This window comes from Streptomyces sp. NPDC030021 (genome assembly GCF_055574035.1).
This window is the reverse complement of record NZ_JBVIAH010000012.1, coordinates 55,399-81,408: the sequence shown is the minus strand read 5'-3', so window position 1 is coordinate 81,408 and position 26,010 is coordinate 55,399. Positions and strand designations below refer to the sequence as shown.

Sequence of the window (26,010 nt, the reverse complement as noted above, 5' to 3'; positions counted from 1 at the left end):
GTCCGCGGCGGTCAGCGCATCGCCGCCTGGGTGGCCGGGCCGTAGACGCCCGGCGGGTCGCCCTTGACGGAGCGGTCACGCTGCAGCTGGCCGACGCCGCGCTTGGTCTGGTTGTCGTAGACCCCGGTGACGGAGACGTACGTGAACCCCTGCCCGCGGAGCAGCTCCTGCAGGGCGCGCACCTCGGGGCCGCTGTCGCCCATCCGCAGCGTCCCGGACGAGCCCGGCGGGCTCGGGACCGCAGCGCCGGGCGAGGACGGCGGTTTCGGACCCTGACTCGCGGACGCGCCCGGCTCCCGGGAGGGAGAGGGCTGGGCGGAGGCAGAGGCGGACGGGGACGGTGCGGACCGGGTCGGCCCGGGGGCGTCGGCCTCGGCGCCCGAGCCCGGGCCGTGCGCCGGGAGCACCGGTACGGACAGCTCGGCGGGCGCCCCGGCCCGGGGCGGCTGCGGGTCGGGGCCGCCCAGCAGGAGCACCAGGGCACCCACCGCGGCGAGCGCCAGCAGGGTCAGGACGGCGAACGGAAGCCGGCTGCGGTGAGCACGGGCGGCGCCCCGGCCTGCAGCCGGTACGGGAGCGGAGACCGAAGCGGGAACGGCGGCGGGAACGCCGGGTTCCCGGACGTGCGCCGGGCCGGGGAAGGCGAGGGGGCCGGTCTGCGGCCAGGCGGGGGCGGTCGACCGGGGCGGTGGGCCCGAGGGGGCGACGTAGGGGCGTACGAGCAGGTGGTCGTCGGGGACGATCCCGCTCTCATCAGGGTCCTGGCGCATGGTGGTCTCCCGGCGGGGACGGGGGCCGGCGCGGCGGTGCGGTGCCGGCCCCCACCCGGTCCGTCAGGCTCCGTGCCGCCGGGCGGCGGGAGCGGAGGCCGTACCGGCGGCAGTGGGAGCGCCGGGCGTGCCGAGTGCAGTGAATGTGCCGGGTGCGCTGTGTGCGCCAGGTGCGCGGTGTGCCGGAGAGCCGCCGGTTTCGGCCGGGTCGATCGGCGGGCGAACGGATATGGGCATCTGGCGTATCTCCGAAGTGCGGCTCAAGCTGTGATTCTTGATCGGCGCACTCTTGCCCTCCGGCGGGGGCCGGGTCAAGCCGGGTGTCCGATCCGCCCCCGTCCATCCGATCTGTCGGGCAGGACCGCTCCGGCCGCGCCCCGCCATCAGCCGAGGGTGCGGGAGGTGCGGCGGACCGCCGGGACCCACACCGTGGCGGCGGCCGCGAGCATCAGGGCGGCCCCGCCGAGCGGGGCGGCGGGTGCGGAGATGCCGTCGACCGCGAGACCACCGCAGAGGGCGCCCGCTGCTATGGCGAAGTTGAACATGGCCACCATCAGCGAGGACGCGGACTCGGGCGCTTCCGGGGCTGCCTTGATCATCCAGCCCTGCACGCTCACCGAGACCCCTCCGTACGCGAGTCCCCAGGCCAGCAGCAGCGCGGTGCCGACGGCCGGTCCCGGCAGGACCGCGATCAGCGCGAGGATGACGGTGAGGGAGGCGCTGACCACGAGCAGGGTCCGGTACGCGTCGCGAGCCCCCGCCAGGAAGTTCCCCGCGACACCGGCGACGCCGTAGCCGAGCAGCAGGGTGCTGATGTACTCGGCTCCGACGCCGGAGACCTCCTGCAGGATCGGCCGTACGAACGTGTAGGCGGCGAACTGCCCGGTCACCACGAGGAAGGTGACGATGACCCCGGCGCGCACGGCGCGGTTCTCCCGGAGCAGGGCGGGGAGTTCGGGAAAGGTGATGTGCCGGGTCGCCGGCAGCGGGGGCAGCAGCACGAGCAGGGCGGTCAGCGTGACGAGGCCGAGGGCGCCGACCGCCGCGAAGGCGGTGCGCCAGCCGCCGAGTTCACCGAGCAGGGTGCCGGCGGGGACGCCGAGCACGGAGGCGGTGGGGACACCGCTGAAGACGAGCGCGGTGGCCCGGCCGACCTGGTGCTCGGGGACGAGACGTACGGCGAGTCCGCCGGCGATGGCCCAGAATCCTCCGACGCTGACGCCGACGAGCAGGCGGGCCGCCAGTACGACGGCGAAGTCCGGGGCGAGGGCGGCGGCGAGGTTGGCGGCGACCATCAGGGCGATGAGCACGCACAGCACGAGCCGCCGGTCGAGCCGCCCGGCACCGACGGTGACCAGTGGCGCGCAGAATCCGGCGACCAGCCCGGGCGCGGTGACCATCAGGCCGGCGGTCCCGTCGGACACGCCGAGGTCGGCCCCGACGGGGGTGAGCAGCCCGACGGGCAACAGCTCGGAGGTGATCAGGCAGAAGATGCCGAGCGAGACGGCGCAGACGGCCGCCCAGCCCTTCCACGGAGCGGCACCGCTCCCCGGTGCGGGTCCGGCTCCCGGTGCCGGTCCGGCTCCCGATGTGGGTCCGGCTCCCGATGCGGCTATGGACTCGGGCGCCCTGGGCGGGCCGGACGCGGGGGGCGGCGCGGGATCGTTGCCGGGCGCGGCAGCTGAGGTCATGGATCGGTACTCCGTACGGACGATCGGCGGGCAGGACACGGCGGCACGGGGAGCCGGGGGTCGCGCCTCCCCCTTCACCCGTACTGCCGTTCCAATTTCCCACACGCCCCGGCCATTCCCGCCGGGCCGGTGTCACCCGCACGCGTGAGAGGGGAGCCCGGCCGGCCCGGCCGTACGGCAAGGTGGTCGGATGCAGTTACGCCGGGCCGTGCCCCTCTCCCTCGTCGTGCTCCTCGCCAGCACCGGCTGTGTCTCCGTCGGGCCGCGGGATCCGGCTCCGGCTCCCGTACGGGGATCCGTACCGCCGGCCGAGGCGCCCGAGGTCCCGACGCCCCTGGCCCTGCCGCTGGGTGCCCTGCCCGCGGCCGCCCCGCCCGCTCCGGACACGGCCCAGGACCCGCACGCGGGCGCGGACCCGAGGCCGGCCCCGAAGGCGGCCCCGGAGCCGCAGCCCTCGCGCGGGCGGGCCGCGCAGGCGCCGCCGCCGCCCCGGCGCAAGCGGGTGCCCGGACCGGCGACGGCCCATCCGCGGCGGCGGCCGGCCCCGCCGCCCCGCCTGGACCAGCTGTGCGCGGCCGCGGAGGGCGCGGTACCGCCGTCCGTCGTCGACCTGTGTCTGCGGCAGTACGGCCGCTGACCGGCGCATCCGTCCCCGGTGCGACGCTTGACCCTCCCCCTGTGTCAGACCTTGTAGTGGAGAGCGTCATGTTCACCATCGGAGACTTCGCCAAGCACGGGCGGGTGTCGGTCCGCATGCTGCGTCACTACGACGCCCTCGGACTGCTGCGCCCGGCACGTGTCGACCCCTTCACCGGCTACCGCTTCTACGAGGCCGGGCAGCTCGCCCGCCTCAACCGGATCATCGCGCTCAAGGAACTCGGCTTCTCCCTCGACCAGGTGGGGACGATCCTCGGCGAGCGGGTGGGTCCGGAGGAGCTGCGCGGCATGCTGCGGCTGCGGCAGGCCGAGCTGGAGACCGCCATGGCCGCCGCGGCGGCCCGGCTGGTCCAGGTCGAGGCGAGGCTCCGGACCATCGAGAACGAGGGAACCATGCCTGCCGACGACATCGTCGTGAAGAGCCTTCCGCCCGTCCGGCTCGCCGAGCTGACCGGCACGGCCGGGAGTTACGAACCGCAGGACATCGGCCCGGTCATCGGGCCGCTCTACGACGAGCTGTGCCGCCGGATCGAGGAGGCCGGGGTCGTCCCGACCGGCCCCGGTACCGCCTACTACGAGGACGCACCCGGGACGGGCTCCTCGGCGGCGGTCCTCGTCCACGCCGGACTGCCGGTGGCGGCTTCGGTCCGTGCCGAGGACCTCGGGGGTGGGGTGCGGATCGTCACGCTGCCGGCGGTGGAGCGGGCCGCGACCGTGGTGCACCGCGGCTCGATGGACGGCGTGCTGCCGACGGCGCAGGCCCTGGCGCGGTGGATCGACGCGCACGGGCACCGCTCGGCCGGGTACGCACGCGAGCTGACCCTGGCCTGCCCGGAGGACCGGGACCAGTGGGTCACCGAACTCCAGGAGCCCCTGGCCGCCACGTCCTGACACCCCCACCACACCCCTGGGGAGCCTTGGCTCCTCAGGGGCGGCGTCCGCAGGCGCGGGCGCACCGCCGGGCCGTGTCCCGCCGGACCGTGCGCAGCCTGCGCACGGTGGTGTGGCCGCGCCGCTTCCACTCGCCCCGGGGCAGCGCGGCCCGCTGGCCGCCGCCCGCGATCAGGGCGTTGACCGGGGTCATCGGGTCGGCGGCCATCGCCTTGGCGAACAGGACGCCGACCACGAGCGGGACCAGGGCCACGGCCAGGGCCGAGCCGGCGGTGGTCACGTGCTGCATGCGCGGGCGGGCGGCCCGGTCGCTCGGGGCGTCTGAAGTCATGTCCCCATTCGACCAGCGGCGCGCCGTCGGGGAATCGGGGTGGATACTCAGGCCGTTGGGTGTGAGGTACTCAGACGGGCGGGACGGGTGGTGGGTGATGGCGGTACCCGGGCAGGGTTTCGAGCCCGCGACCGGCGACGGCCCGGAGGCCACGCCCGGCGGACGCCAGGCGGAGCTGCGCACCGCGTACGAGGGGCTGCTGCAGATCCGCCGTCTGGTGAACGGCCCGGCGGGCGCGGCGGTTCCCGCGCCGTGGGAGGTACGGCAGCTGCCGCGCGCGGTGGCCCTCGTACTGGAGGCGGCGGGGATCGTGCCGTCGGCACTGGACGCGCAGGGGCGGCGGACGCGGACGGGGTACCGCGTGGCGGCCGGTGCGGAGCCCGGGCGGGCGGAGGTGAGCTGGCTGGGCCCGGCGGGCGGCGGAGCGGCCGGTGAGGAGCAGGAGCGGCTGACGGCCTGCGCGGCCGTGCTGGAACGGCTGGGCTGGGTGTGTCTGCTGTACCGGGGACCTCGCCGGCGCCGCTTCCTGGAGGTGGAGCCCCCGGGCGGGCGCCCGCTCAGCCGAGGGTGAGCAGGACGACGTCCACCTCGTGGCCGCGGGCCTCGGCGAAGTCGCGGGTGCGGCCGGTGACGGTGAACCCGCACTTCTCCAGCACCCGGATCGAGCCCGCGTTGTCGGCGACCGCCCCGGCGTGCAGGGGGCGGGTGTCCTCCAGCCGGATCAGCTCGGTCAGCGCCCGGGTGGCGATGCCCCGTCCCCAGTGCTCGGGGCCGATCACGTACGTCACCTCGCGCTCCTCGGCCGGCCCGAACACGGCGGCGTGACCGACCACGACCCGGTCGGCCAGCACGGTACGCAGGATCACGGCGGGGTCGTTGCGCACCTTGGCCCAGTGCGTGTCGAAGTGGCCCCGGTCGTAGTGGTACTTCCTGGTGATCGCCGCCATCTGCTGGAGGCCCGGGTGCGTCAGCTGCTCCCAGAAGACGGACAGGTCGTCGTCGATCGTCTCGCGCAGCTCGATCTTCATGTGCGCTCTCCCTCTCCCCGGTGTCCGATCTTGACGGCCCCCACCCTACGAGGTGCGGGGGGCGGGCCCGGTCCCACGTCAGGCGTAGCGTCCGGCCAGCGCGGTCACCGTCTCGGCGAGGGCGCGGCGCAGTTCGGGCGGGCCGAGCACCTCGGCCTCCGTGCCCAGGCGCAGCAGGTCGCCGACGGCGACGGCCTGGGACTCGACGGCGATGCGCAGCCGGACCCAGCCGTCCGCGTCGGCCGGGCCGGCATCGGCGAGCGCCCTGGTGCCCGCCGCCCCGAACTGCATCGGCAGCAGCCGCTGTCCGTGCGGGGACAGCCGTACGTCGGCGGTCTGCTGGTGGAGTACGGAGTCCAGGCGGCTGGTGGACTCCTGCCAGTACGGGGCGAGTTGGAATCCGGCGGGCCGTTCGAAGCGCTCCGCCGCGGTGTCCACCGTCAGGAACCGGGAGACCCGGTAGGTCCGTACGGCTCCGTCGGCATCGGCTACATCGGCTACATCGGCGACGAGGTACCAGATGCCGCTCTTGAGGACCAGGCCGAGCGGATGCAGCTCGCGCCGTACCTCGCCGCGCCAGCGGCGGTAGTGGGTGCGCAGCACGTGCTGGTCCCAGACGGCCTGGGCGATCTGCGCGAGGTGCGGGACGGGGTCGGCCTCCCGGAACCAGGCGGGCGCGTCGAGGTGGAAGCGGTCCTGGATCCGGCGGGCCCGTTCGGCGAGTGCGGCCGGCAACGCGGCCTGGAGTTTGAGCTGGGCGGCGGCCAGATCGGCGCCGAGGCCGAGCTCCTGTGCGGGTCCCGGGGCGCCGGCCAGGAAGAGGGAGCCGGCCTGGGTGTCGGTGAGGCCGGTGAGGCGTGTGCGGTAGCCGTCGGCCAGCCGGTAGCCGCCGGCGGGGCCGCGGTCGGCGAGGACGGGGACGCCCGAGGCGCCGAGGGCGTCGATGTCGCGGTGGATCGTGCGCACCGACACCTCCAGCTCGGCCGCGAGTGCGGGTGCGGTCATCCGGCCGCGGTTCTGCAGCAGCAGGAGCAGGGAGAGAAGCCGGTCGGCACGCATGGCGTCATTGTCCCCCGTACCTGACAGAAGGTGTCAGGTACGGCTGCCAGCCTGGGGGCACGCCGGGCGGAGAGACCGTCCGGCCCGCCGAGAGGACCGTCATGCCCACGCCCGTAGAGACCGGTGGCCGCTTCACCTTCGCCAACTGGGAGGAGAGCCCCGTCGGCGCGGTGGACGCCGTCCCGCGGCTCGCCCACGCCCATGTCAACAACGCCTTCACCGGTGGGATCACGGCTGCCGAGACCGCCTGCGACTACACGATCGCCTACACCGGGGAGAACCTCGGCTCCTACAGCGGGATGGAGTTGGTCTCCGGCAGTCTCGACGGCCGCAAGGGCAGTTTCGTACTGGAGGAGCGCGGCAGCTTCGACGCCGGCGGCACGGTCTGCCGGTTCGAGGTGGTCCCCGGCTCCGGCACGGGGGACCTCGCGGGACTGACGGGCTCCGGAGGTTTCACCTACCACCACGGCGACACCTCCGTCGCGTACACCTTCACCTACGACTTGGGGGAGAGCCGGTCCCGCTGAGGGACCCGGGCGTCACCGGTCCCCCGGCCGGTGGCGCCGGCGTTGTCAGTGGGTCCCTCTAGCGTCTCGGACATGACGCGGACCGCACACACCTTCGCCTACGCACGCCCCTCCTCGCTGGCCGCCTCCGGGGCGGGTCAGGCCCTCGACCTGGAGACGGCGGGTGGTCTGACCCCGGCCGGGGCATACGCCCATCCCCAGTTCTTCGCCGGGTTCCTGAGTGCCCCTCAGGCGGCCGCGCGGGCCCTGCTCGCCGTCGCGGACGTGGCCGCGGCGCGCTACTACCAGCGCACCCTGCGCGCCTCGCTCGACCCGGTCGTCACGGGCAACGGCGACCGGCTGCGCTTCGAGTCCTTCTCGGGGTGCTGCGGGGTGTACGCCCGGCTCGACGTGCTGCCGGACGGTCTGCGCGGCGCCGACACCGGGCACGGCACGACCAACGTCGACGTCAACAACCCGCTGCGCGAGGCGTTGTCCCGGCTGAGCGGGGACGACCCGCTGCACCTGCGGGTCGGCCCCGACGAGATGGCGGTGACGACGCTCGGCGGGCCCGTCGTGGAGAAGAAGGTTCCGCTGCCGGAGCGCTGGCTGCGCGGTTTCGCCGAGTCCCAGCACATCAGCGCCGGCTTCGACCTGCGGGCCGAACTGACCGCTGCCGAGGCGGCGCGCTTCCTCCGTTCCCTGCCCCGTACCGCGGTGGGCGGCGGCGCCGCGAGCGGCGCCCTGTGGGTGGTGCCCGCCGGCCGTACGCTGCGCCCCACCACCCGGCCGGTGCCCGGCGCGGTCTGCCTGCCGGGCCCCGAGCGTCTCGCCGCCTTCCAGCGGGTGCTGCGGCATGCCACGGGCCTGCGCGTGTACGGTCCCGCGCCGGCCGGGGCGGAACCCACCGCCTCCGCCTGGGAAGTCACCCTGCCCGGAATGCGGCTCACGCTCACCCTCTCCCCGGAGGCCTCCCGCGGGTTCTCCGGCGAGGGCGGCGTCCTGGAGGCCCTGGCCACCGACGAGGCGGCCGGGGACGCCGAGCTGATCTCCGTACTCCTCGCCTGGGAGCCGCGCATCGATCCGGCCGATCTGGCGGACCAGTCGGGGCTCCCGGTGGACCGCGTACGGGCGGCCCTGACCCGCCTCGGTACGGCCGGCCGGGTCGGCTACGACATCGCCGAAGCCGCCTACTTCCACCGCGAACTCCCCTACGACGCCGGCCGCGTCGAGCGGCACAACCCGCGGCTGGTCGCCGCCCGCGCCCTGCTGGCGGCCGGCGCGGTCACCCTGGACCGGCCCGGTACCGCCCTGGTGGCCTCCGGTGAACGCCGCTACCAGGTGCGCGAGTCCGGCGGCGCGCTCAGCTGCACCTGCCAGTGGTGGGCCGACCACCGGGGCCGCCGCGGCCCCTGCAAGCACGCGCTGGCCACCCGGATGGCCCTGCGGGCCGCCGCCTCCACCGCCACCGCCTCCGCCACCTCTTCCCTCTCCTCTGTCCCTTCCGGAGCTGCACGATGAACCCCGCCGAGAACCCCACCGAGAACATCACCGAGGACGTCCTCGCGGCCGTCCGGGCGGGCCGCACCGCCGAGCTGCCGGGTCTCCTGAAGCCGCTCGAACCCGCACAGCGCCGGGCGCTGCTCGCCGGGCTGAAGGGGCTGCGCGGCGAACTGCGTTCCTCGCGGTGGGAGCGATGGGAGGACCGCAACCGGACGAACCCGGCCCTGATGGTCGCCGGAGCCGGCTGCATCACCGGGGCGGCGGCCGCGGCCGCCTGGATCGGCGCCGCCGATCTGCGCCGCTGGAGGCCGCGGCCGCCCACCGCCGCGCTGCTCGACGTACTGTCCGGCCGGGATCCGAAGTGGCTCGGCGACCTCGCCCACCGGCTGGCGGCCCGGTCCGCCACCGTCGAACAGGACTACCCGCTGATCGTCGAACTCGTCCGGCTCGCCGGCTGTCCGATGCCCACCACCGACGGCTGCGTAGAGGGCTGGGCGGCGTCCATGGGGCCGTCCTGTTCGCCTCTCGTGGACGCCCTGCGCCGCGATCCCCACCTCACCGCGCTCGTCCCGAGGCTCTTCGAGACCGCCGAACCGGTCGGCGTCCTTAGCTCGCGCTGGGAGTCGGACGACCCCCGCAGCTGGCCGACCGCGCTGGCCGCCCTGGCCGACGAGGGGTGCCTGGACCGTGCCGTCCTGCTGGACGGGTGCACCGCTCGGTTGCTGCGCGGTGGCAAGCCCGCCCAGTTGAAGCCCTACCAGGAGATCCTGGAAGCCCTGCGCCCGACCGCAGAGGAGGAGCGGGAGCGGGTCGCCGACTGGATCGCGCTGGCCGCCGACGCCCCTTCCGCCGTCGCCGGGAGCGCCCAGCAGACCCTCGCCCGGCTCGCCGCGGCGGGTCACCTGACCCCCCGCCGGCTCGCCGAGATGTCGGCCGCCGTCCTCTTCCGCCCCGAGAAGAAGCTGGTCCGCTCGCAACTCGTACTGATCGGCAAGGAACTCACCCGCAACCCGGCCGCCGCTCCCGAGCTGCTGCCGGAACTCGCCGAGGCCTTCGGGCACGCGGACACCGGCATCCAGGAGCGGGCCCTGAAGCTGGTCGCCGCCCACCTCACCGACGATCCCGGACTGCGCGCCGAACTCGCCGAGCGGGCACACCTGTTGAGTCAGGTCCACCGGGCCCGGGCGGTGGAGCTCCTCGGAGCGGCCGCCGCTCCCGCCGGGGAATCCGGCCCCTACCAGGAGATCCTGCCCCCGCTCCCGGTCCCGGCCCCGCTCGCCCCCGCGCCGGAGACGGTCGCCGAGACCGTGGAACTCGTCGCGGCGGTCATCAACGCGCGCACCGCCACCGTCGAGGAGTTCGAGCGCGCCCTGGACGGGCTGGTACGGCACGCGTACCGGGACCGTGCGGCCCTCGCCGAGGCGCTGCGCCCCGCGCTGGCGGACCGCTGGTGGCTCGACCCCGAGCAGTCCCGCTCCTACACGCACCAGCTGCCCGGTCTGGAGCACGTGGCCGCATGCGTCCTGGACGCGCCGCCGACGGGCACACCGCAGCCGGCTCTCGCGTCCTGGCGCAGCGACTGTCACCACACCGCGATCGGCGCCGCCGCCCATGCGCGCGTGGCCGAGGCCGCGCGGCGCATGGCGTCCCGGCCGCTGCCCTTCCTCCTCGCCACGCCCTCCGTGGAGACGGGCTCTCTGGACCCGCGCGTGCTGGTCGCCCGCCTGGCCGAGTACGGCCGCCTCGGTGAGGAACCCGCACCCTCGGACCTCGCCCAGGCCCTGCTGCGGGTCCGCCGCGACGCCTCCGCCGCCCCCGAGGCCGCCGCCCTCGGCACGCCCGCCGGCGACCGGCTGGCCGCCTGGCTCGGCGATGCCGGACGGCCCGTGGCCGTCACCCGCCGTACCGCGCCGGCGGTGCAGCACCGGTGGGGCGGCGAAACGCCCGCGCGCCTCGTGATGGACACGGCGCAGCGGACGACCGTGGTGCGCGAGTTCCCGCACCGGTTCCACGAGCTGGCGAAGGCCCGCACGGCGACCGACCGCTGCTGGGACGGCCGCGACGACGCGTCGCTGATCGCGGTCCTGCCCGAGGACCGGGAGGCCCTGGCCGCCTGGTGTCTCCCGGTCGTCACGGCCGGCGCCGCCCACGAAGCACGCGAGGCTGCCACCGCGCTGCCCCTGCTGGCCGCGGCCGGCGGGCCGGCCGGCCCGGCCCTGCACCTGGCGGTCGCCACCGGGCTCGGCTCCCGGCACCCCGAGGACCGGCTGAGGGCCGTGGACGCGCTCCTGACGCTCGCCGCCCAGGGTGAGCTGGACGCCGTACGCCTGGGCCTCGACCTGGCCGAGCTGATCGCTCTGGGCACGGTCAAGCGCAGCCGGCTCGCCGACTCGCTGCGCAGCCTCGCCGCGACGGGCGCGTACGCGACGACCTGGGCCGTGCTGGCGTCCGCACTGCCCGGGCTGCTCACGGGGGCGGCCGATCCCCGCGGCGCCGGGGACCTCCTGTCGACGGCCGCCGAATGCGTGGAACAGTGCGGGGCGGTGGCGCCCGAACCGGCCGGGCTCGCCGTCATCGCCGCGCGGGGCGGCACGTCGCGCCTGGTCACCCAGGCCGCCCGGCTGCGCGACGCCCTCCGCCGCAACGAGGAGGCTCCCGCCACGGGCAACTGAACGGGTTGCCGTAACGGAAAGATTGTTGAATTTTGTCTCACTGTCCGTAAATATACGGCCAATTTGGCGATGACGGGACTGATGTTTCATCATCATGACCGCACGTCAGCTTTCGACGTGCGTCAGAGGGAGACGGGGGCGCCGGGGGGTCCCCCGTTCACACCGGCCCGACTCCGCAGGCGAGTTCCGTCTCTCGCCGCGCCCCGCCGCGATTCCCGTTCCCGTTCCCGTCATCCAGGCAAAGGCTCATGTCCGCCCAGCAGCTCTCGGACCTCATACGTTTCGCCCGCAACAACTCGCCCTACTACCGGGACCTCTACGCGTCCCTGCCACCGCACGTCGACCGCCTCACCGACCTGCCGGTGGTCGACCAGGAGGAGTTCTGGGCGGCCAACGCCCTGCACGACAGCCGCGTGCTGACCGGCCCGCTCAGCGAGGCCACGGTCTACAAGACCGGCGGCACCACCGGGTCCCCCAAGTTCTCCGTCTACACCCGCGACGAGTGGCGCACGTTCGTCACCGCCTTCGGCCAGGGGCTCGTGGACACAGGTCTGCGCCCGGGGCACCGCGTCGCCGACCTCTTCTACGCCGGGGAGCTGTACGCCAGCTTCCTCTTCGTCCTCGACTCGCTCGCCCACGCGCCCGTGGACAACGTCCGCCTGCCCATCGGCGGCGGCGCGCCGCTGGAATCGACGATCCCCACGCTGCGCGATCTCGCCGCCCAGGTACTGACCGGCACGACCACCACCCTGTGCCGGCTCGCCGAGCAGGTCGTCTCGTCCGGTGTCCGGCTCGATTCGGTGGAGCTGCTCCTCTTCGGCGGCGAGGCCCTCTTCGACGACCAACGGCGGCTGCTGGCCGCCGCGTTCCCCGGCGCCGAGGTCCGTTCCGTCGGATACGCCAGCGTCGACGCGGGCCTGCTCGGCCGCCCGGTGCCCGGCCCCGACGCCCGGGTGCACCGGGCCTTCACCCCGTACGCGGTCGTCGAGATCCTCGACGACTCCACCGGAGAGCCCATCACCGAACCGGGGCGGCCCGGCCGGGTCGTCGTCACCAGCCTCTTCCGCCGCCTCATGCCGATCATCCGCTACCCGGCCGGCGACCGGGCCGAGTGGACCGGCACCGGGCCGGGCCACTTCAGGATCCTCGGGCGCGCCGAGGAGGGCGTGCGGGTGGGCCCCGTCTCCCTCTACACACAGGACGCCCAGGACGCCGTGGCCGCGGCGGACACCGAGGGACGCGTGGTCGGCATGCAGCTCGTCGTCCGCCGCTGGGACGGCCGCGACGGGCTCGTCCTGCGGCTGGCGACGGCCCCCGGTGACGACGCCGGCGACCAGGTCGCGGGCGGGCGGGCGGCGCTGGCCGAGGCCGTCGTCACGGAGCTGGAGACCGTACGGCCGTTGTATCCGGACAGTGTGCGTGCCGGGTTCGTGCACCCGCTGTCCGTGGAGTGGGCACGCCACCGCGACCTGGCCGTCAACCCGCGCTCGGGCAAGCTCGTGCGCGTCCTCGACGAGAGGCCGACCGCATGACCGCCTCACCCATGGCCGACACGGCCGACATGGCCGAGACGGATACGGACACGGAGCCGCAGCCGCGGACCGGGGCCGGCCGCCGGCGCCCTCCGCTGATCCTGCGCAACCGTGCCTTCGCCTCGGTATGGCTCGGGCAGGTCCTCACCCAGGCCGCCGTGCGCATGTTCCAGGTCGGCGTGTCCTGGTGGATCGTCGCCTACGCCGTGCCCGAAGCCCGGGGGCTGGCCTCGGGGCTGTTCATGGCGGTCTGCACGCTGCCCGCCGTGGCGCTGGCGCCCGTCGTGGCCGGGGCCGTCGCCCGCTGCGCGCACCGCTCGGTGCTGCGGACCGCCGCCGCCGGGGCCGGGGCCGCCTCGGCCGCCCTCGCGCTGTGGGCGTACGGCGGCGGCCTGCCGCTCACCACCGTGTACGCCGCCGGTCTCGCCCTGGCCACCTGCCAGGCGTTCTTCGACCCCTGTCTGACCACCTCGGTCCCCGAACTCGTCGACGACGCCGACATCGAGACGGCCACCGGCTTCGAGCTGTCCACCCAGTCCCTGGCCGGCCTCGCCGGAGCGCTGCTCGGCGCCCTGACCGTCGACCGGGCGGGCGTGGCCGGGCTGGCCGCCGGCTGCGCGGCCGCCTACCTGGGCGCCGCCGTGCTCGTCGCGAGCGCCCGGTTCCGTACCGTCGCCGCGGACGGCGCGGACGGCGCCGCGGCCCCGCCCCGGCGGCGCCCGCTCCGCCGCATCCTGGCCAGACTGCCCTCCGTACGGCGGATCCTGATCTGCTTCACCGCGGCGAACCTGTTCACCGCCGCCGTGTTCGTCGTCATCCCCCTCTACACCCGGTCGGTCCTCTTCGGCGGGGGCGGCACCGTGGCCCTGCTGGAGGCCTCCCTGGGCACCGGCGCGCTCGTCGGCGCCTTCACCGGCACCCGCGTGCCGGGACGGCCCACGGTCGCCGGGGCCTGGTGCCTGGGCCTGATGGCCCTCGCCCTGGCGCTGCCCGGGCTGTTCGCGCAGCGTCCGGTCGTCGCGGGCTGCCTGGCCGTGGCCGGCTGGTGCGCCGGGGCCGTGAGCGTGCGCTTCGTCGCCCTGTTCCAGCGGATGGTGCCGACGGCGGACAAGCCCGGCTTCTTCGCCGTGATGCAGGCCGTCCTGGGTGCCTCCCTGCCGGTGGCGTCCCTGGTGTTCGGCTCCGCCGGTGACTTCTTCTCCCCGCAGACGCTCTGCCTCGTACAAGGCATCGGTCTGCTCCCGGCGGCCTGCGCCCTGGCCCTGCTCGGGTCCCGTACGCCCGACCCGGCCGTGGCGGAGCCCGCGCCGACCGGAGGCGAGCGATGAGCCCCGTGATCACCCCGGCCGTCCGCGCGGACATCGCCGAACTGCGCCAGCTCTACTACGCCGTCTACGGTCCGCACTACCCCGTGGCCCTCGGCACCGACCCGGCCGAGATGGCCCGGCTCATCGCGGACCCGCACTCCCTGTGGCTCGTCACCCGCTGCGCCGACACCGGGGCCCTGACCGCGTCCGCCGCCATCCACGGCGAGGCGGGCAGCCGCACCGGCCGCCTGGAGGGCATCGCCGTGCACCCCGAGCACCGCTCGGCGGGCCTGGCCGCCGCCCTCACCGAGGCCCTGTGCGCCGGGATGCTGGACACCGGCCGCCTGGATTCGGTGTACGCGACCGTACGCACCGTCAGCGCCGGTCCCCAGCGCGTCGTCGCCCGCAACGGCTTCCGCCCGCTGGGCATCCTGCCCAACGCGGTGGATCTCAGCAGCCGCGAAAGCCTCGCACTCTACGCGCGTCACGCCGCCGGAGTGCTCGATCGCCGGATCCCCGTCACCGAAGTACCGGCCCCGCTGCTGCCGTTGCTGCGCACGGCCGAGGCCGCGCTCGGCATCGGCTACCCCGGGGTCAGGGCCGCCGCCGGCCCCCTCCCGGCGCCCGCGCCGGACGCGGCCGCCGAACGGCTGGAGGTGATCGAGGCACCGGCCTTTGTCCGCCGCCGCTTCCGCGAGCGGTTCCCGGGCGCCGAGGGCTGGTTCTACCCGCTGCACACCCCGAACGTGCTGCTCACCCCCGAAGACGGCCGGTTCGAGGTCTACGCCTACCTCAACCGCGCCGGCGGGTACGGCTCCCTGCTGACGGCCCATCCCGACCCGGCCGCCGCGGCGGCCCACCTCGAACCCGTCACCCGGGCCCTGGCCCGCGCGGGCGCCGGCTACGTCGAGGCCCTGGTGCCGCTCGCGCACCACGAAGCCCTCTCCGCCTTCCTCGCCCAGGGGTTCGTCGCCGGGGCCCTCTACCCGGCCATGCGCGCGGACGGCGACGGCTTCCACGACTACGCCGTCCTGTCCCGTTCGGGCGAACGCATCGACTTCCGCGGCGTCGCCGTCGAACCGCCCCTCCAGCCGTACCTGGACTGCTACGTGTCGGCCTGGGCGTCGACACACCTGCCCACATCATCCGAGGTTGCCTCATGAGCCCCATGGACCCCATGAACCCCCATCTCGCGCCCGTTTCCGTACCCGACCCGGCCCTGCTGCCGCACGTACAGGAGCTGTGCGACCTGACCGACCCGTACGCCTTCGGACCCGCGCAGGACGAACTGTTCGCCGCGGCCATGGCGGAGACCAACGCCTGGCACACCGAGCGCTCCGCGTTCTTCCGCTCCCTGTACGAGGCCACTCCCCCGGCCGAGCCGTACCGTACGCCGCTCGTCCACGCGAACTTCTTCAAGCGGCACGAGGTGCTCTCCGTCCCCCGCGAGGACGTCGAGCTGCACCTGACCTCCTCCGGTACCACCGGCCAGAAGTCGCAGATGTTCTTCGACCGGTGGACCATCCGCTCCGCCCAGCGCATGGTCGCCCGGATCTTCGAGCGCAACGGCTGGATCACCCCCGACCAGGAGGTCAACTACCTCCTCTACAGCTACGAGCCGGCCCCCTCGCTGAACCTCGGGACCGCCTTCACCGACAACTACCTGTGCGACTTCGCCCCCGCGCGCAGCGTCGCGTACGCGCTGCGCAACACCGGCGGCGAGCACGAGTTCGACCCCTTCGGCTGCATCGCCGCACTGCGCCGCTTCGAGCGGGAGGACGCCCCGGTCCGCATCCTCGGCTTCCCGGCCTTCCTCTTCTTCACCCTGGAGCGGATGCGGGCCATGGGGCTGCCTCCGCTGCGCCTGCCCGAGGGCTCCCTCGTCGTCCTCGGCGGCGGCTGGAAGGGGCACGCCGACCGGCGCATCGGCAAGGAGGAGCTGTACTCCCGCGTCACCGAGCAGCTCGGCATTCCGGGTGAGCGGATCCGGGACACCTTCGGGTCGGTCGAGCACTGCATCCCGTACATCGAGTGCGACCACCACCGGCTGCACGCCCCCGTCTGGTCGCGGGTCACGATCCGCTCCACCAGCACGCTCGAACCGCTGCCCTACGGGGAGCAGGGCTACCTGCACCTCGTGTCGCCGTACATCACCTCGGTGCCGGCGCAGAGCGTGGTCATGGGCGACCTCGCCTCCCTCCAGCCGGGCAGCGCATGCGGGTGCGAGCTGGAGACCCCCTGGTTCACCGTCCACGGCCGTGCCGGGGTGAGCCGCAACCGCAGCTGCGCGGTGGCCGCAGCGGAACTGATGAAGGGAATGGCGTGACCGTGAGCGTGCACCACCACTACTGGCAGGGCGAGTTCATCGGCGACGACGAGGCCGGCCGCCGGCTCGCCGAGCTGCCGGCCGCCGTCGAGGCCGCGCTTTCGGAGAGCCTGGAGACCGAGACCGTCCTGGCCGCGTGCGACGCCCTCGCCACCGCACTGTGCGACCCCGGCCATCCCGTACGGGCCCGGCTCGCCGCGCACCTGCCCGAGGGTGAGGACCCGGCCGTCCTGGCCGAGCTGGGCGGCCTCCTCGGCCGGCGGGAGCTGACCCGCAAGCTGCGCCGCGAGCTCGGCAGTGCGACTCCCGGCCGGCTGAACCGGGCGGATCCGCGCGAGACCGTCTACGAGGCGTGGGCCCCCGTCGGCCTGGTCGCCCACATCGCGCCGGGCAACGCCGCGACGGTGGCGCCGCTGAGCATCGTCGAGGGGCTGCTCGCCGGGAACGTCAACGTGCTCAAGACCAGCAGCGACGACACCCTCCTGACCCAGCAGCTGATGGCGGAGCTCGCGGCCCTGGACCCCAGCGGCGCACTGGCCGCGCGGATCGTCGTCCTGCGTTTCCCCTCCTCCCGGCAGGAGTGGCTGCGCCTGATGTGCGCGCCCGCGGACGCCGTAGCCGTATGGGGCGGGGAGGCGGCCGTCGAAGGGGTGGCGGCCCATGTGCCGGCCGGCTGCCGGCTGGTGGAGTGGGGGCACCGGATCTCCTTCGCGTACCTGACGGCCGACGCGTGGTCGGACGCCCGCACGCTGGACGCCCTGGCGGACGACGTCTGCCTGCACGAGCAGGAGGCGTGCTCCAGCCCGCAGGTGGTCTACCTCGACACCGAGGACGAGGAGGAGGTCTTCGGTTTCGCCGAGCGGTTCGCCGCGGTCCTCGCCGCCCGGCCGCCGGCCGCGGCGGGCGCTGCGGGCGCTGCGGCGGGCGGGCCGGACCCGGCGGAGGCGGCCGAGCTGACCACCACCGAGCTGATGGCCCGGCTGGAGGAGCACCTGGGCCTGACCCGGGTGTTCGCCGCTCCCGACGGCTCGTGGCGGGTCATGGCCGACACCCGGTCCCCGCTGACCGCCTCGCCGCTGCACCGCAGCGTGTGGGTCAAGCCGCTGCCCCGCAAGCGGCTGATCGCCACCCTGCGGCCGATGCGCCGCTATCTGCAGACTGCGGGCCTCGCGGGCAGCCGGGCGGACATCGCCGAGCTCTCCCGCACCGCCCTGGCCGCGGGCGTCACCCGTGTCACGCCGGTCGGCGCCATGCTGGAGAGCTACGCGGGTGAGCCGCACGACGGGGTCTACGCCCTGCAGCGCTACAGCCGCCGCGTCGCGGTCCAGGCCGATCCGGCCGCCTTCGCCACCACCGCCTGCCTGGACGACCTGGTCCGGCCCGTGGTGCTGCCGCTTCCCGCGGGACCGCTGCTGGGCAAGGAGGACGTGCAGGAGCCGGCCCGCCGGCTGGCGCGGGCCGATGCCGAGCTGTACTTCCGCAGCGGCGGCAGCACCGGCGCCCCGGCACTGTCGGTCTTCAGCTACGACGACTACGACACGCAGATGCACGCCGCCGCCCGCGGCCTGCTGGCCGCCGGCTACGACCCGGCCTCGGACCGGACCGCCAACCTGTTCTACTGCGGCGCCATGTACGGCAGCTTCATCAGCTTCTTCTCCGTGCTGGAACGGCTCGGCGGCGTGCAGTTGCCGCTGTCGGCGGGCCCCGACCACCGGGCCACGGCGCAGGCGCTGATCGACCACGGGGCCGACACCCTCTTCGGCATGCCCTCCTACCTGTGGCAGCTGCTGCACGCGGAGGAGGACGCGCTGCGCGCGTACGGAGGCCTGCGCAAGGTGTTCTACGGCGGAGAGCACTTCACCGAGGAGCAGCAGCGCACCCTGAAGGACACCTTTGGCATCGAGGCCGTCCGCTCGATCACCTACGGCAGCACCGACCTCGGCCCGCTGGGCTACCAGTGCACCGAGAGCTCCGGCGGGGTCCACCACCTGCACGCCGACCTCCACACGATGGAGATCCTGGATCTGGCCGAGGACCGCCCGGTGGCCGCGGGCGAGACGGGCCGGCTGGTCTTCACCACGCACGCCCGGCGCGGCCAGCAGCTGGGCCGGTACGTGATCGGTGACCTGGGCCGGGAGGTTCCGGGCCGCTGCCCGTGCGGACGGCACGCGCCGCGCTTCGAGCTGCGGGGGCGCACCGGCGACGTGATGCGGGTGGCGACGTACTTCCTCAACCACCGTCGCTTCCTGGACCTGGCCGAGGAACACGGCGGCCACCGGGGCGAATTGCAGATCCGGCTCGACTCCGCCGACGCGCGCGAGCGACTGACCGTACGGGTGGAACGGACCGCGGCGACGGACCCGGAGCGGCTGCGGGCGGTCTTCCTGGCCGGTTACCCGGAGCTGCGCTCGGCGGTCGAGGAGCGGCTGCTGGAGCTCACGGTCGAGGCGGTGGACGGCGCGTCGCTGGACCGCAGCCCGACGAGCGGCAAGCTCCTCGCCGTGGTGGACGCGCGCGGCTGAGACGAGAGGGGGCGCGGGACGGCCGTCAGGCTGTCCCGCGCCCCCTTGTCCACCGGGCCGTCAGGTCACGGCGCGCCGAAGGTGAGCGTCAGCTGCGGCGTCCCTTCGTTCGCCTGCGCCTCGGAGGACCACAGCCACAGGGCGTCCGTACCGGTGCTGGTGAGCGCCAGGCCGTAGCTGCCGCCGAGCCCCGCCGCGACGCTCGCGGCGGTCAGCCCGGTGGTGTGCACCGCCGAACCGTCCGGGATCCCGGCGAAGGTGCCGAGCGCCGGACCACCGAGTGCGGGGCGGTTGTTGTACGTGGTCCCGCCCTCGCTCCACGAGCCGGTGACCGGGAGCACCGAGACGGTGTCGGTGGTGCCGGCGCCGCTCTGCGTGCTCGTCTTCACGCTGAGCGCGGCCGACTTCAGCACCGTGCCGGCGGGTGCGGCGGGCAGGTCGAAGCGGAGGTAGCTCGCGTAGAACGAGGTGCCGCGGACCGCGAGCGATCCCGAGGTGCCGTAGTTGGTGGCGGGCGCCCCCGCGTTGGCGTAGGTGTCCTCCGCGGCGCTCACCTGGACCACCGAGTCGGCCGGGGCGGTGGCGAGGGCGTAGTGGTTCTGCACCTGCGCGGCGCCGAGCACCGTGGGGTAGACGGCGGTCTCGTCGAGCCGGCCCGCCCAGTACTCGCTCGTCGGACGGTCGGGCCAGCCGCCGAGGCTGTCGCCGCCGGCGTGCCAGTAGCCCGAGAAGTTCTCGTGGGTGGTGACGGCGAGGGTGCCCTTCTGGGCACCGTCCACGTAGAGGGTCATCCCGCCGGGGCCCTGGGTGGCGACGACGTGGTGCCACTGGTTGTCGTTGTAGGAGCCCGTGGTGGTGATGGTGCGGGTGGCTCCGGTGTAGACGCCGTAGACCAGCCGGCCGTTGTTGGTCATGTAGATGTGTTTGTCGTATTGACTGCTGCCGCGGGTCTGGTTGTTCCCGAAGCCGATGAGCTTGCCGCCCCGGGTGGTGTCCGTCCTGAACCAGGTCTCGATGGTGTAGGTGCTGCCCACGGTCTGCCGCGTGTCCCCGTAGACCTGGGTGTCCGTGCCGTTGAAGCCGATCGCCGTGCTCGCGCCGGACACCGCACCGGGCGTCTGCCGCAGGGCGGGGGCGTTCAGGTGCGTGCCGCTCCGGTTGCCTCCGGCCGAGGAGTCGGCGGCGAAGGGCAGGGCCGATTCGTCGTAGCGCCAGTACTGCTGGGCTCCGTCGGCGCGGACCTGGTTCGGGTAGCCCTCCACCGTGGTCGGGACCGTCACGCTCGCCGTCGCGGACAGGGCGCTGGTGTTGCCCGCCGCGTCGGCGGCCGTCACCCGGTAGGTGTACGACTGGCCGGCCGCTGCGGTGGTGTCGGTCCAGGAGGCCTGCGGCCGCTTGAAGAACAGCGAGTCGGCGGTGACCGTGGCGATGGGCGTGGCCGCGCCGTTCCGGTAGATCCGGTAGGTCAGCGCGCTGTCGTCGAGGTCGAGGCTGGTGCGCCAGCGCACCTGGACCTCACCGGGCCGGAAGCTGACCGCGCTCGCCACGGGCACGGTGGGGGCGCCGGTGTCCCCGGTGGAGGCGAAGCGCGTCAGGCTCTGCTGTGCCGCGCCGTTGACGGTCGTGAACTCCCCGCCGACCCACAGGTACTGGACGCCGCCCTTGGAGCCGACCGTCATCACGCGCGGCCCGATGCCCTCACCGATGCCGTCGTTGGTGTCGGGGGCCCAGCCGAGTTTGCCGGTGCCGCTGGTGGGCTGGGCGAGCAGGTGGTGGCGCTGGCCGTCGGGGAACTCGCCGACGCTGGAGCAGTCGTGGGCGTGCGAGGCGCTGTAGAGCACGTTCTGGTAGGGCAGCACGGCCTGGGTGGCGCCGAGGCAGGTGTCGCGCCAGCGCTGGCCGAAGTCGCCGAGGTTCAGGGCGATCCGGCCGTCGAAGACCCCGCCGCCCGTGCCCTCGTTGGCGGTGTAGAAGCCGGTGGCGTCGGTCGCGATGTCCTTGACCACGGAGTTGGTCTCGATGAATCCGGCGTACGACTTGGTGAGTGCGCCGCTCGTCGCGTCGACGACGGCCAGGGCGTGGGTGTTCGTACCGTTGACGGTGAAGAAGTCGCCGCCGAGGACCACGTTGTTGCCGTCCGGGGTGACCTCGACGGCGCGCCCGGGCTCGTCGGCGTCGGCGGTGAAGGGCTTCAGGGCGCCGTCGGCCGCGCCGACCGCGGCGAAACGCTCGCGCGGCTGGCCGGCGACGCTGAGGAAGTCGCCGCCCGCGTAGACGGTGTCGCCGGTGACGGCGAGGGCGCGGACGGTGGCCGCGAAGGCCGGGCGGAAGCCTTGTTTCACGGTGCAGCTCGCCACGTCGACGGCGGCGAGGCTGGAGACGGGGGTGCCGTTGACGGCGCCGAAGTAGCCGCCCACGTACAGGGTCGCCTTGTCCGGCGAGAGGGCGAGCGCGCGGACCGTGGCGCTGCCCGAGCCGACGGTGAAGGACAGCTCGCAGGAGGTCGGGGCGCCGGTCGCCGCGTCGAGCGCGACGAAGTTCACGGCCGACCGCTCGCTTCCGGAGCCGCCGGCGGGCGGGCGAACGGTGGAGAAGGTGCCGCCGACGAAGACCTGGCCGGCCGCCTCGGCGAGGGCCCATACGACGCCGTCGGGCTGCCAGGTGGCCAGCGGGTCGGCGGTGAACGCGACGGGCGGGGTGATCGCCGCCGCCTGCGGGGCGAGGCCGAGGCCCACCCCCAGGGCGGTGCCGGCCAGGGACAGGGCGAGCGCGGCCGCCGGCCCTCGGGATCTACGCATGAATCCCCCAGTTCGGTGTGCGGTACGGCCGTAAGGTGCGGCCGGGCGAGCCATGGCCGAAAACCACCGAACAGCAGTCCACAGCCGTGCCTACGGGCGCACCCTAGAGCGATTCGCGGCTCGATTCATCCCACTTGACGTATCGGATGCGAAAGAGCGGCGGCCCGGCACACCTGCCCCCGCCGTCACGCGCGGGGCTTCGCCCGGACGTGCATGCGTTCGCCCTGCCGTCCGAAGAGGCTGAGGATCTCCACCGGCCGACCGTCCGCGCTGGTGAACCAGTGGGGCAGCCGGGTGTCGAACTCGGCGGCCTCGCCGGGGCCGAGGACCAGGTCGTGCTCGGCGAGGACGAGGCGCAGCCGGCCCTCCAGCACGTACAGCCACTCGTAGCCCTCGTGCGTCCGCGGCTCCGGCTCGCCGCCCCGGTCGGGGATGAGCATCTTGTACGCCTGGAGGGGACCCGGGCCCCGGGACAGCGGGACGGCCGTGCCGCCGTTCGGAAGGGTGCGGGGCGTCAGCCGCACCCGGGGATCCCCCACTTCGGGAGCGCCCACCAGGTCGTCCAGGGGCACCTGGTACGCGGCCGCGAGCGGCAGCAACAGCTCCAGGCTGGGGCGGCGCTGCCCGGACTCCAGCCGGGACAGGGTGCTCTTCGAGATGCCGGTCGTCTCGGAGAGCGCGGCCAGGGTGAGACCGCGCCGGGCGCGCAGCCGTCTGAGCCGGGGCGCGACCTCGTCGAGGACCGCCTGGTGGGGGGATGGCTTCTCGTCCATACGGCCATTGCACCCGGCCGTCCCGGAAACGGCAACAAGGTTTGCCGTCCGCCGCCCGACGCCCGCACCCTCCCGGCATGAGCCCACACAGTCCACACAGTCCACACAGTCCACTCGGTGACGCCGCGACCGGACACCGGCAGCGCCGACCCACCGGCGACGCCGGTGCGGCCGCCGGCGCGCACCGGCCCGCGGTCCGGTGGGCGCTCGCCGGTCTCTCCCTCTCCGTGCTGCTGTCCTCACTCGGCACCGGCATCGCCCACGTCGGCCTGCCGGCCCTCGCGCAGGTGTTCTCCGCGTCGTTCCAGGAGGTCCAGTGGATCGTCCTCGCCTATCTCCTCGCCGTCACCACCCTGGTCGTGGGGGTCGGACGCCTCGGCGACCTCGTCGGCCGGCGGCGGCTGCTCCTCGCGGGAATCTCCGTGTTCACCGCGGCCTCGGTGCTGTGCGCCGCCGCGCCCACGCTCTGGCTGCTGGTCGGCGCCCGGGCGGCACAGGGCCTGGGCGCCGCCGTGATGATGGCCCTCACCATGGCGTTCGTGGGTGAGACGGTCCCGAAGGAGCGGACGGGCAGCGCCATGGGGCTGCTCGGCACCATGTCCGCGGTGGGCACCGCTCTCGGTCCCTCGCTGGGCGGGGCCCTGCTCGCCGGGTTCGGCTGGCGGGCGCTCTTCCTCGTCAACGTACCGCTGGGCATCACGGCGTTCCTGCTCGCCCACCGCCATCTGCCCACCGACCGGCGGGAAGGCGGGGCCGACCGGGGTCGCTTCGACCGCCTGGGGACGCTGCTGCTCGCGCTGTCCCTCGCCGCCTACGCGCTCGCGATGACCCTCGGTGGCGGCCGTTTCGGCCCGCTCAACACGGCGCTGCTGCTGGCCGCCGCCTGCGGGGGCGCCCTCTTCGTGCGTGCCGAGGCGAGGGCGGCCTCCCCCTTGGTGCAACGCGCGCTCTTGCGTGATCCGGTGATCGGTGCGGGCCTCGCGTCGAGCGCACTCGTGTCGACGGTGATGATGGCGACGCTGGTGGTCGGGCCGTTCTACCTCTCCCGGACGCTCGGGCTCGCCGAGGCCCCGGTCGGACTCGTCCTGTCGGTCGGTCCGCTGGTCGCCGCGGTGACCGGGATGCCCGCCGGGCGCCTCGCGGACCGGTTCGGGGCGCAGCGCATGACCCTGCTCGGGCTCTCGGCGATGACGGCCGGGGCCGTCACCCTGTCCATCACGCCGGCCTCGCTCGGTGTCCTCGGGTACGTCGTCCCGCTCGCGGTCGTGACCGCCGGCTACGCGGTGTTCCAGACGGCCAACAACACCGCCGTCATGGCGGACGCCGGCCCGGACCGGCGGGGCGTCGTCTCCGGCATGCTGGGCCTCTCGCGCAATCTCGGCCTCGTCACCGGTGCGTCCCTCATGGGCGCCGTGTTCGCGCACGCGTCGGCGACGGCCGACATCGCCTCGGCGCCCGCCGGGGCCGTGGCCACCGGGATGCGGTTCACCTTCCTGGTCGCGGCGGTCCTGATCCTCGTCGCGCTCGCCGCCGTCGCCGCGCCGGGCCGTGTCAGCGGGCGGCCGGACCCGGCAGGGGACGGCACAGCAGCGCGGCCGGAGAGGGGCGGGTGGCGGCGCGGGTGGTGAAGGCGATGCCCGCCACGTACTCGGTGGGCAGGCACTGGCCCTTGTGGTTCCCGTAGGCGAAGTCGCCTCCGGGGCCGCCCGCCGGACGGTTGTCGCCCCGGTCGAACCACACCGTCCGGCCGCCTGCGGGAAGTGCCGTACGGGCCGGGGCGCACAGCGCCGCCGAGACCCGCTCGCCGCGCAGGCTGTACCCGATCAGGAACTGGCCGGCCGGGCACTGGAACTTGGTGTACCCGGTGGCCCAGTCGCCGCCCGCCGGGACGTACCGCTCGTCGCGGACCACGGTGTGCCCGCCCGTCGGGGCGCGCAGGTCGGAGGTGTTGCAGAGGCCGCGGCCCCCGGTGTGGGCGAGCCCGGTGAGGCCGGCGCCGTCGGGGCAGACCGCCTTGCGGGCCCCGCTGTCCCAGTCCCCGGCGGCCCGGGTGCGCAGCGAGGCGTTGTGGTCGCGGTGGTCCGTGGTCAGCTGGTACCAGGCGGGGGTGGCGGGGACCGGTCCGGTGCGGCCGGGGGTGGAGGTGAGCGGGGACCAGCGGGCGGTGCGCCAGTCCCCCGGGTCCAGGACACCGGAGCGGCGGCCCCTCGTGTCGTAGCGCAGGAGCGCCCAGGTGTCGCCGCCCGGGGTGCCCTGGGCGGTGGTGCTCCAGCCGACGAGGGGCCAGTACGCGAAGTCGGCGTCGGAGCGCGTCAGGTACCCGGTGAGCCGGTCGAACCAGGCGCGCGGGGCGGCGCCGCTCTCGTCGGCCCCGATACCGAACTCGCTGACCCACACGGGGGCGGTGAAGTGCGTGCCGGTCTCCGCGGACACGAAGAAGGCCTGGTCGTAGAGGGTCTGTTCGAGCTCCGCCGCGGTCATGTCCTGGTAGCGGAGGTCGCTGGTCTCGCCGATGCCGGTCGCGCCGCTGTGCCGGGGGCCGGTGTAGCCGTAGAAGTGGGCCGAGTAGACCAGCTTGTTCGAGGTGACCAGGGTATGGGAGAGCGTGCGTACGGGGGTGAGGGTGGGGCGGCCGTGCGGGAAGCCGTCCACGGGAAGGCCGAACCAGTTGACGCCCTCGACGACGATCAGCAGCTGGGGGTTGGCCTCGGTGAGGATGCGGTCGGCGGCCTCCTGGGCGGCCGCGTGCCAGTCGTGGTTGTCGCCGAGGCCCCAGTTGGGGTCGTCGAAGACGTCGCGGCGGACCTCGTTGTAGAGATCGGCGCCGACCACGCGCGGGTTGTCGCGGTAGCGGCGGGCGAGGAAGACCCAGTCGTCGGCCCACTGGGCGGTGGAGCGGCCGCTGTTCCAGCGTTCGTTGCCGTCGAGGCCGCAGCACCAACGGGTGGTGACGGTGTGGTTGTTGAGGATGACGGCGAAGCCGGCGTCGGTGAGGGCGGCGACCACGGCGTCGTAGACCTGGAGGGGCGTGCGGCCGCGCAGGGCCGGATTGGCGGCGACGGCGGAGTCCGGGACGGGGGCGGTGTCGCGCAGCATCTCGTTGGAGAAGGGCAGCCGGATGCTGTTGAGCCCCGCGGCCCGGAAGTCGGCGAGCAGGGTGGGCAGGGGTACCCGGTCCAGGCCGATCGGGATGCCGTGGGCGTTCTGCCCGCTGTGGTGCGTGGCGGGGTCGTCGCGGTCGCCCGAGCCGTTCCAGGATCCCTGGGCTCCGTCCCAGTTCCCGGAGCGCAGGCGGAAGCGGTTGCCCTGCGCGTCGACGATGTACCGGCCGCGGGTGGACAGCGGCGGGGTCCAGGCCTCGGCGGTGCCCGTGGCGGCCGCGGACGGCGGGGCGGCGGCGCGAGCGGCCTGTGCGGACGGCGCCGACAGGGCGGCGGCCACCAGCAGGAGGGCGCACAGGACCGCGCGTAACAGGCTCTTCATCTCGCTCCTGCCGGAAATCGGCCGTCCCGGCGGGCGGCTGCCGCGGGCAGGTTACCGGCGGGTCGCTTCCGGGGGAAGGCACATCCGGGACTCTTTCCGGCGCGGTCGGCCCGTGGATGACCTGTGGCCGGCCCGGACGGCGCGCCCGCCGGATTCAGCCG

At 74.5% G+C, this 26,010-nt stretch carries 20 protein-coding genes; 12 read left to right on the top strand and 8 right to left on the bottom strand.

The annotated features are described in order from the left end of the window. Positions 1-11 precede the first annotated feature (11 nt). Together ACZ4YL_RS23575 and ACZ4YL_RS23570 are read right to left on the bottom strand one after the other, a co-directional pair. Positions 12-770 (bottom strand): peptidoglycan-binding domain-containing protein, encoded by a 759-nt coding sequence (locus ACZ4YL_RS23575; RefSeq protein ID WP_468119074.1) that lies wholly within the window; start codon positions 768-770, stop codon positions 12-14. 383 nt (positions 771-1,153) lie between these two features. Then, complete coding sequence (locus ACZ4YL_RS23570) at positions 1,154-2,461, bottom strand: MFS transporter (RefSeq protein ID WP_468119072.1); 1,308 nt, start codon at positions 2,459-2,461, stop codon at positions 1,154-1,156. A 190-nt stretch (positions 2,462-2,651) separates the two neighbouring features. On the opposite strand from ACZ4YL_RS23570, the gene ACZ4YL_RS23565 reads away from it, so the two are divergent. Then, a complete protein-coding gene (locus tag ACZ4YL_RS23565; RefSeq protein WP_468119070.1) occupies positions 2,652-3,098 on the top strand; it encodes a hypothetical protein in 447 nt (148 codons plus the stop codon). Positions 3,099-3,166: 68 nt separating this feature from the next. Then, on the top strand, positions 3,167-4,009 hold the full coding sequence (locus ACZ4YL_RS23560; protein WP_468119069.1) for a MerR family transcriptional regulator: 843 nt from the start codon (positions 3,167-3,169) through the stop codon (positions 4,007-4,009). 34 nt (positions 4,010-4,043) lie between these two features. On the opposite strand, the gene ACZ4YL_RS23555 is transcribed toward ACZ4YL_RS23560, so the two are convergent. Then, a complete protein-coding gene (locus ACZ4YL_RS23555; RefSeq protein WP_468119067.1) occupies positions 4,044-4,340 on the bottom strand; it encodes a hypothetical protein in 297 nt (98 codons plus the stop codon). A gap of 97 nt (positions 4,341-4,437) precedes the next feature. On the opposite strand from ACZ4YL_RS23555, the gene ACZ4YL_RS23550 reads away from it, so the two are divergent. Next, positions 4,438-4,911: a hypothetical protein gene (locus tag ACZ4YL_RS23550; RefSeq protein WP_468119066.1), complete on the top strand. Its 474-nt coding sequence runs from the start codon at positions 4,438-4,440 to the stop codon at positions 4,909-4,911. Here ACZ4YL_RS23550 and ACZ4YL_RS23545 read toward each other — a convergent pair. Both ACZ4YL_RS23545 and ACZ4YL_RS23540 read right to left on the bottom strand, forming a co-directional pair. Continuing rightward, entirely contained in the window at positions 4,898-5,368 is a 471-nt protein-coding gene (locus ACZ4YL_RS23545; protein WP_468119064.1) for a GNAT family N-acetyltransferase, read from the bottom strand. The two genes, ACZ4YL_RS23550 and ACZ4YL_RS23545, sit on opposite strands and share 14 nt — an antisense overlap. A gap of 78 nt (positions 5,369-5,446) precedes the next feature. Continuing rightward, entirely contained in the window at positions 5,447-6,427 is a 981-nt protein-coding gene (locus ACZ4YL_RS23540; protein ID WP_468119063.1) for a helix-turn-helix transcriptional regulator, read from the bottom strand. Positions 6,428-6,528: 101 nt separating this feature from the next. Between ACZ4YL_RS23540 and ACZ4YL_RS23535 the strand changes: the two genes are divergently transcribed. The 8 genes from ACZ4YL_RS23535 (at position 6,529) to ACZ4YL_RS23500 (ending at position 18,795) form a co-directional block, all read left to right on the top strand. Next, entirely contained in the window at positions 6,529-6,954 is a 426-nt protein-coding gene (locus ACZ4YL_RS23535) for a DUF3224 domain-containing protein (RefSeq protein ID WP_468119061.1), read from the top strand. Between the two features lie 72 nt (positions 6,955-7,026). After that, positions 7,027-8,454, top strand: a complete 1,428-nt coding sequence (locus tag ACZ4YL_RS23530; RefSeq protein ID WP_468119059.1) for an SWIM zinc finger family protein — start codon at positions 7,027-7,029, stop codon at positions 8,452-8,454. Next, positions 8,451-11,108 carry a DUF7824 domain-containing protein gene (locus ACZ4YL_RS23525; protein ID WP_468119057.1) on the top strand — a complete coding sequence of 886 codons (2,658 nt, stop codon included), beginning with the start codon at positions 8,451-8,453 and terminating at the stop codon, positions 11,106-11,108. Before ACZ4YL_RS23530 ends, ACZ4YL_RS23525 begins: the two co-directional genes overlap by 4 nt. A 248-nt stretch (positions 11,109-11,356) precedes the next feature. Further along, a complete protein-coding gene (locus tag ACZ4YL_RS23520) occupies positions 11,357-12,640 on the top strand; it encodes a phenylacetate--CoA ligase family protein (protein WP_468119056.1) in 1,284 nt (427 codons plus the stop codon). Then, on the top strand, positions 12,637-13,968 hold the full coding sequence (locus ACZ4YL_RS23515) for an MFS transporter (RefSeq protein WP_468119054.1): 1,332 nt from the start codon (positions 12,637-12,639) through the stop codon (positions 13,966-13,968). The genes ACZ4YL_RS23520 and ACZ4YL_RS23515 overlap by 4 nt, the downstream gene beginning before the upstream one ends. Continuing rightward, positions 13,965-15,110, top strand: a complete 1,146-nt coding sequence (locus ACZ4YL_RS23510) for a GNAT family N-acetyltransferase (RefSeq protein WP_468119052.1) — start codon at positions 13,965-13,967, stop codon at positions 15,108-15,110. Before ACZ4YL_RS23515 ends, ACZ4YL_RS23510 begins: the two co-directional genes overlap by 4 nt. Before the next feature lie 14 nt (positions 15,111-15,124). Next, the gene (locus ACZ4YL_RS23505) at positions 15,125-16,273 is read left to right on the top strand and encodes a LuxE/PaaK family acyltransferase (protein WP_468119316.1); all 1,149 of its coding nucleotides are present in this window, start codon (positions 15,125-15,127) and stop codon (positions 16,271-16,273) included. Then, a complete protein-coding gene (locus tag ACZ4YL_RS23500; protein ID WP_468119050.1) occupies positions 16,270-18,795 on the top strand; it encodes an acyl-CoA reductase in 2,526 nt (841 codons plus the stop codon). Before ACZ4YL_RS23505 ends, ACZ4YL_RS23500 begins: the two co-directional genes overlap by 4 nt. A gap of 65 nt (positions 18,796-18,860) precedes the next feature. Here ACZ4YL_RS23500 and ACZ4YL_RS23495 read toward each other — a convergent pair whose 3' ends face one another. Both ACZ4YL_RS23495 and ACZ4YL_RS23490 read right to left on the bottom strand, forming a co-directional pair. Continuing rightward, positions 18,861-21,593 carry a DNRLRE domain-containing protein gene (locus tag ACZ4YL_RS23495; protein ID WP_468119048.1) on the bottom strand — a complete coding sequence of 911 codons (2,733 nt, stop codon included), beginning with the start codon at positions 21,591-21,593 and terminating at the stop codon, positions 18,861-18,863. 185 nt (positions 21,594-21,778) lie between these two features. Next, a complete protein-coding gene (locus tag ACZ4YL_RS23490) occupies positions 21,779-22,366 on the bottom strand; it encodes a helix-turn-helix domain-containing protein (protein WP_468119046.1) in 588 nt (195 codons plus the stop codon). Positions 22,367-22,443: 77 nt separating this feature from the next. Between ACZ4YL_RS23490 and ACZ4YL_RS23485 the strand changes: the two genes are divergently transcribed. Beyond that, complete coding sequence (locus tag ACZ4YL_RS23485; protein WP_468119045.1) at positions 22,444-23,994, top strand: MFS transporter; 1,551 nt, start codon at positions 22,444-22,446, stop codon at positions 23,992-23,994. Here the strand turns inward: ACZ4YL_RS23485 and ACZ4YL_RS23480 are convergent. Continuing rightward, positions 23,918-25,849 carry a glycoside hydrolase family 5 protein gene (locus ACZ4YL_RS23480; RefSeq protein ID WP_468119043.1) on the bottom strand — a complete coding sequence of 644 codons (1,932 nt, stop codon included), beginning with the start codon at positions 25,847-25,849 and terminating at the stop codon, positions 23,918-23,920. The genes ACZ4YL_RS23485 and ACZ4YL_RS23480 overlap by 77 nt on opposite strands. Positions 25,850-26,010 lie beyond the last annotated feature (161 nt).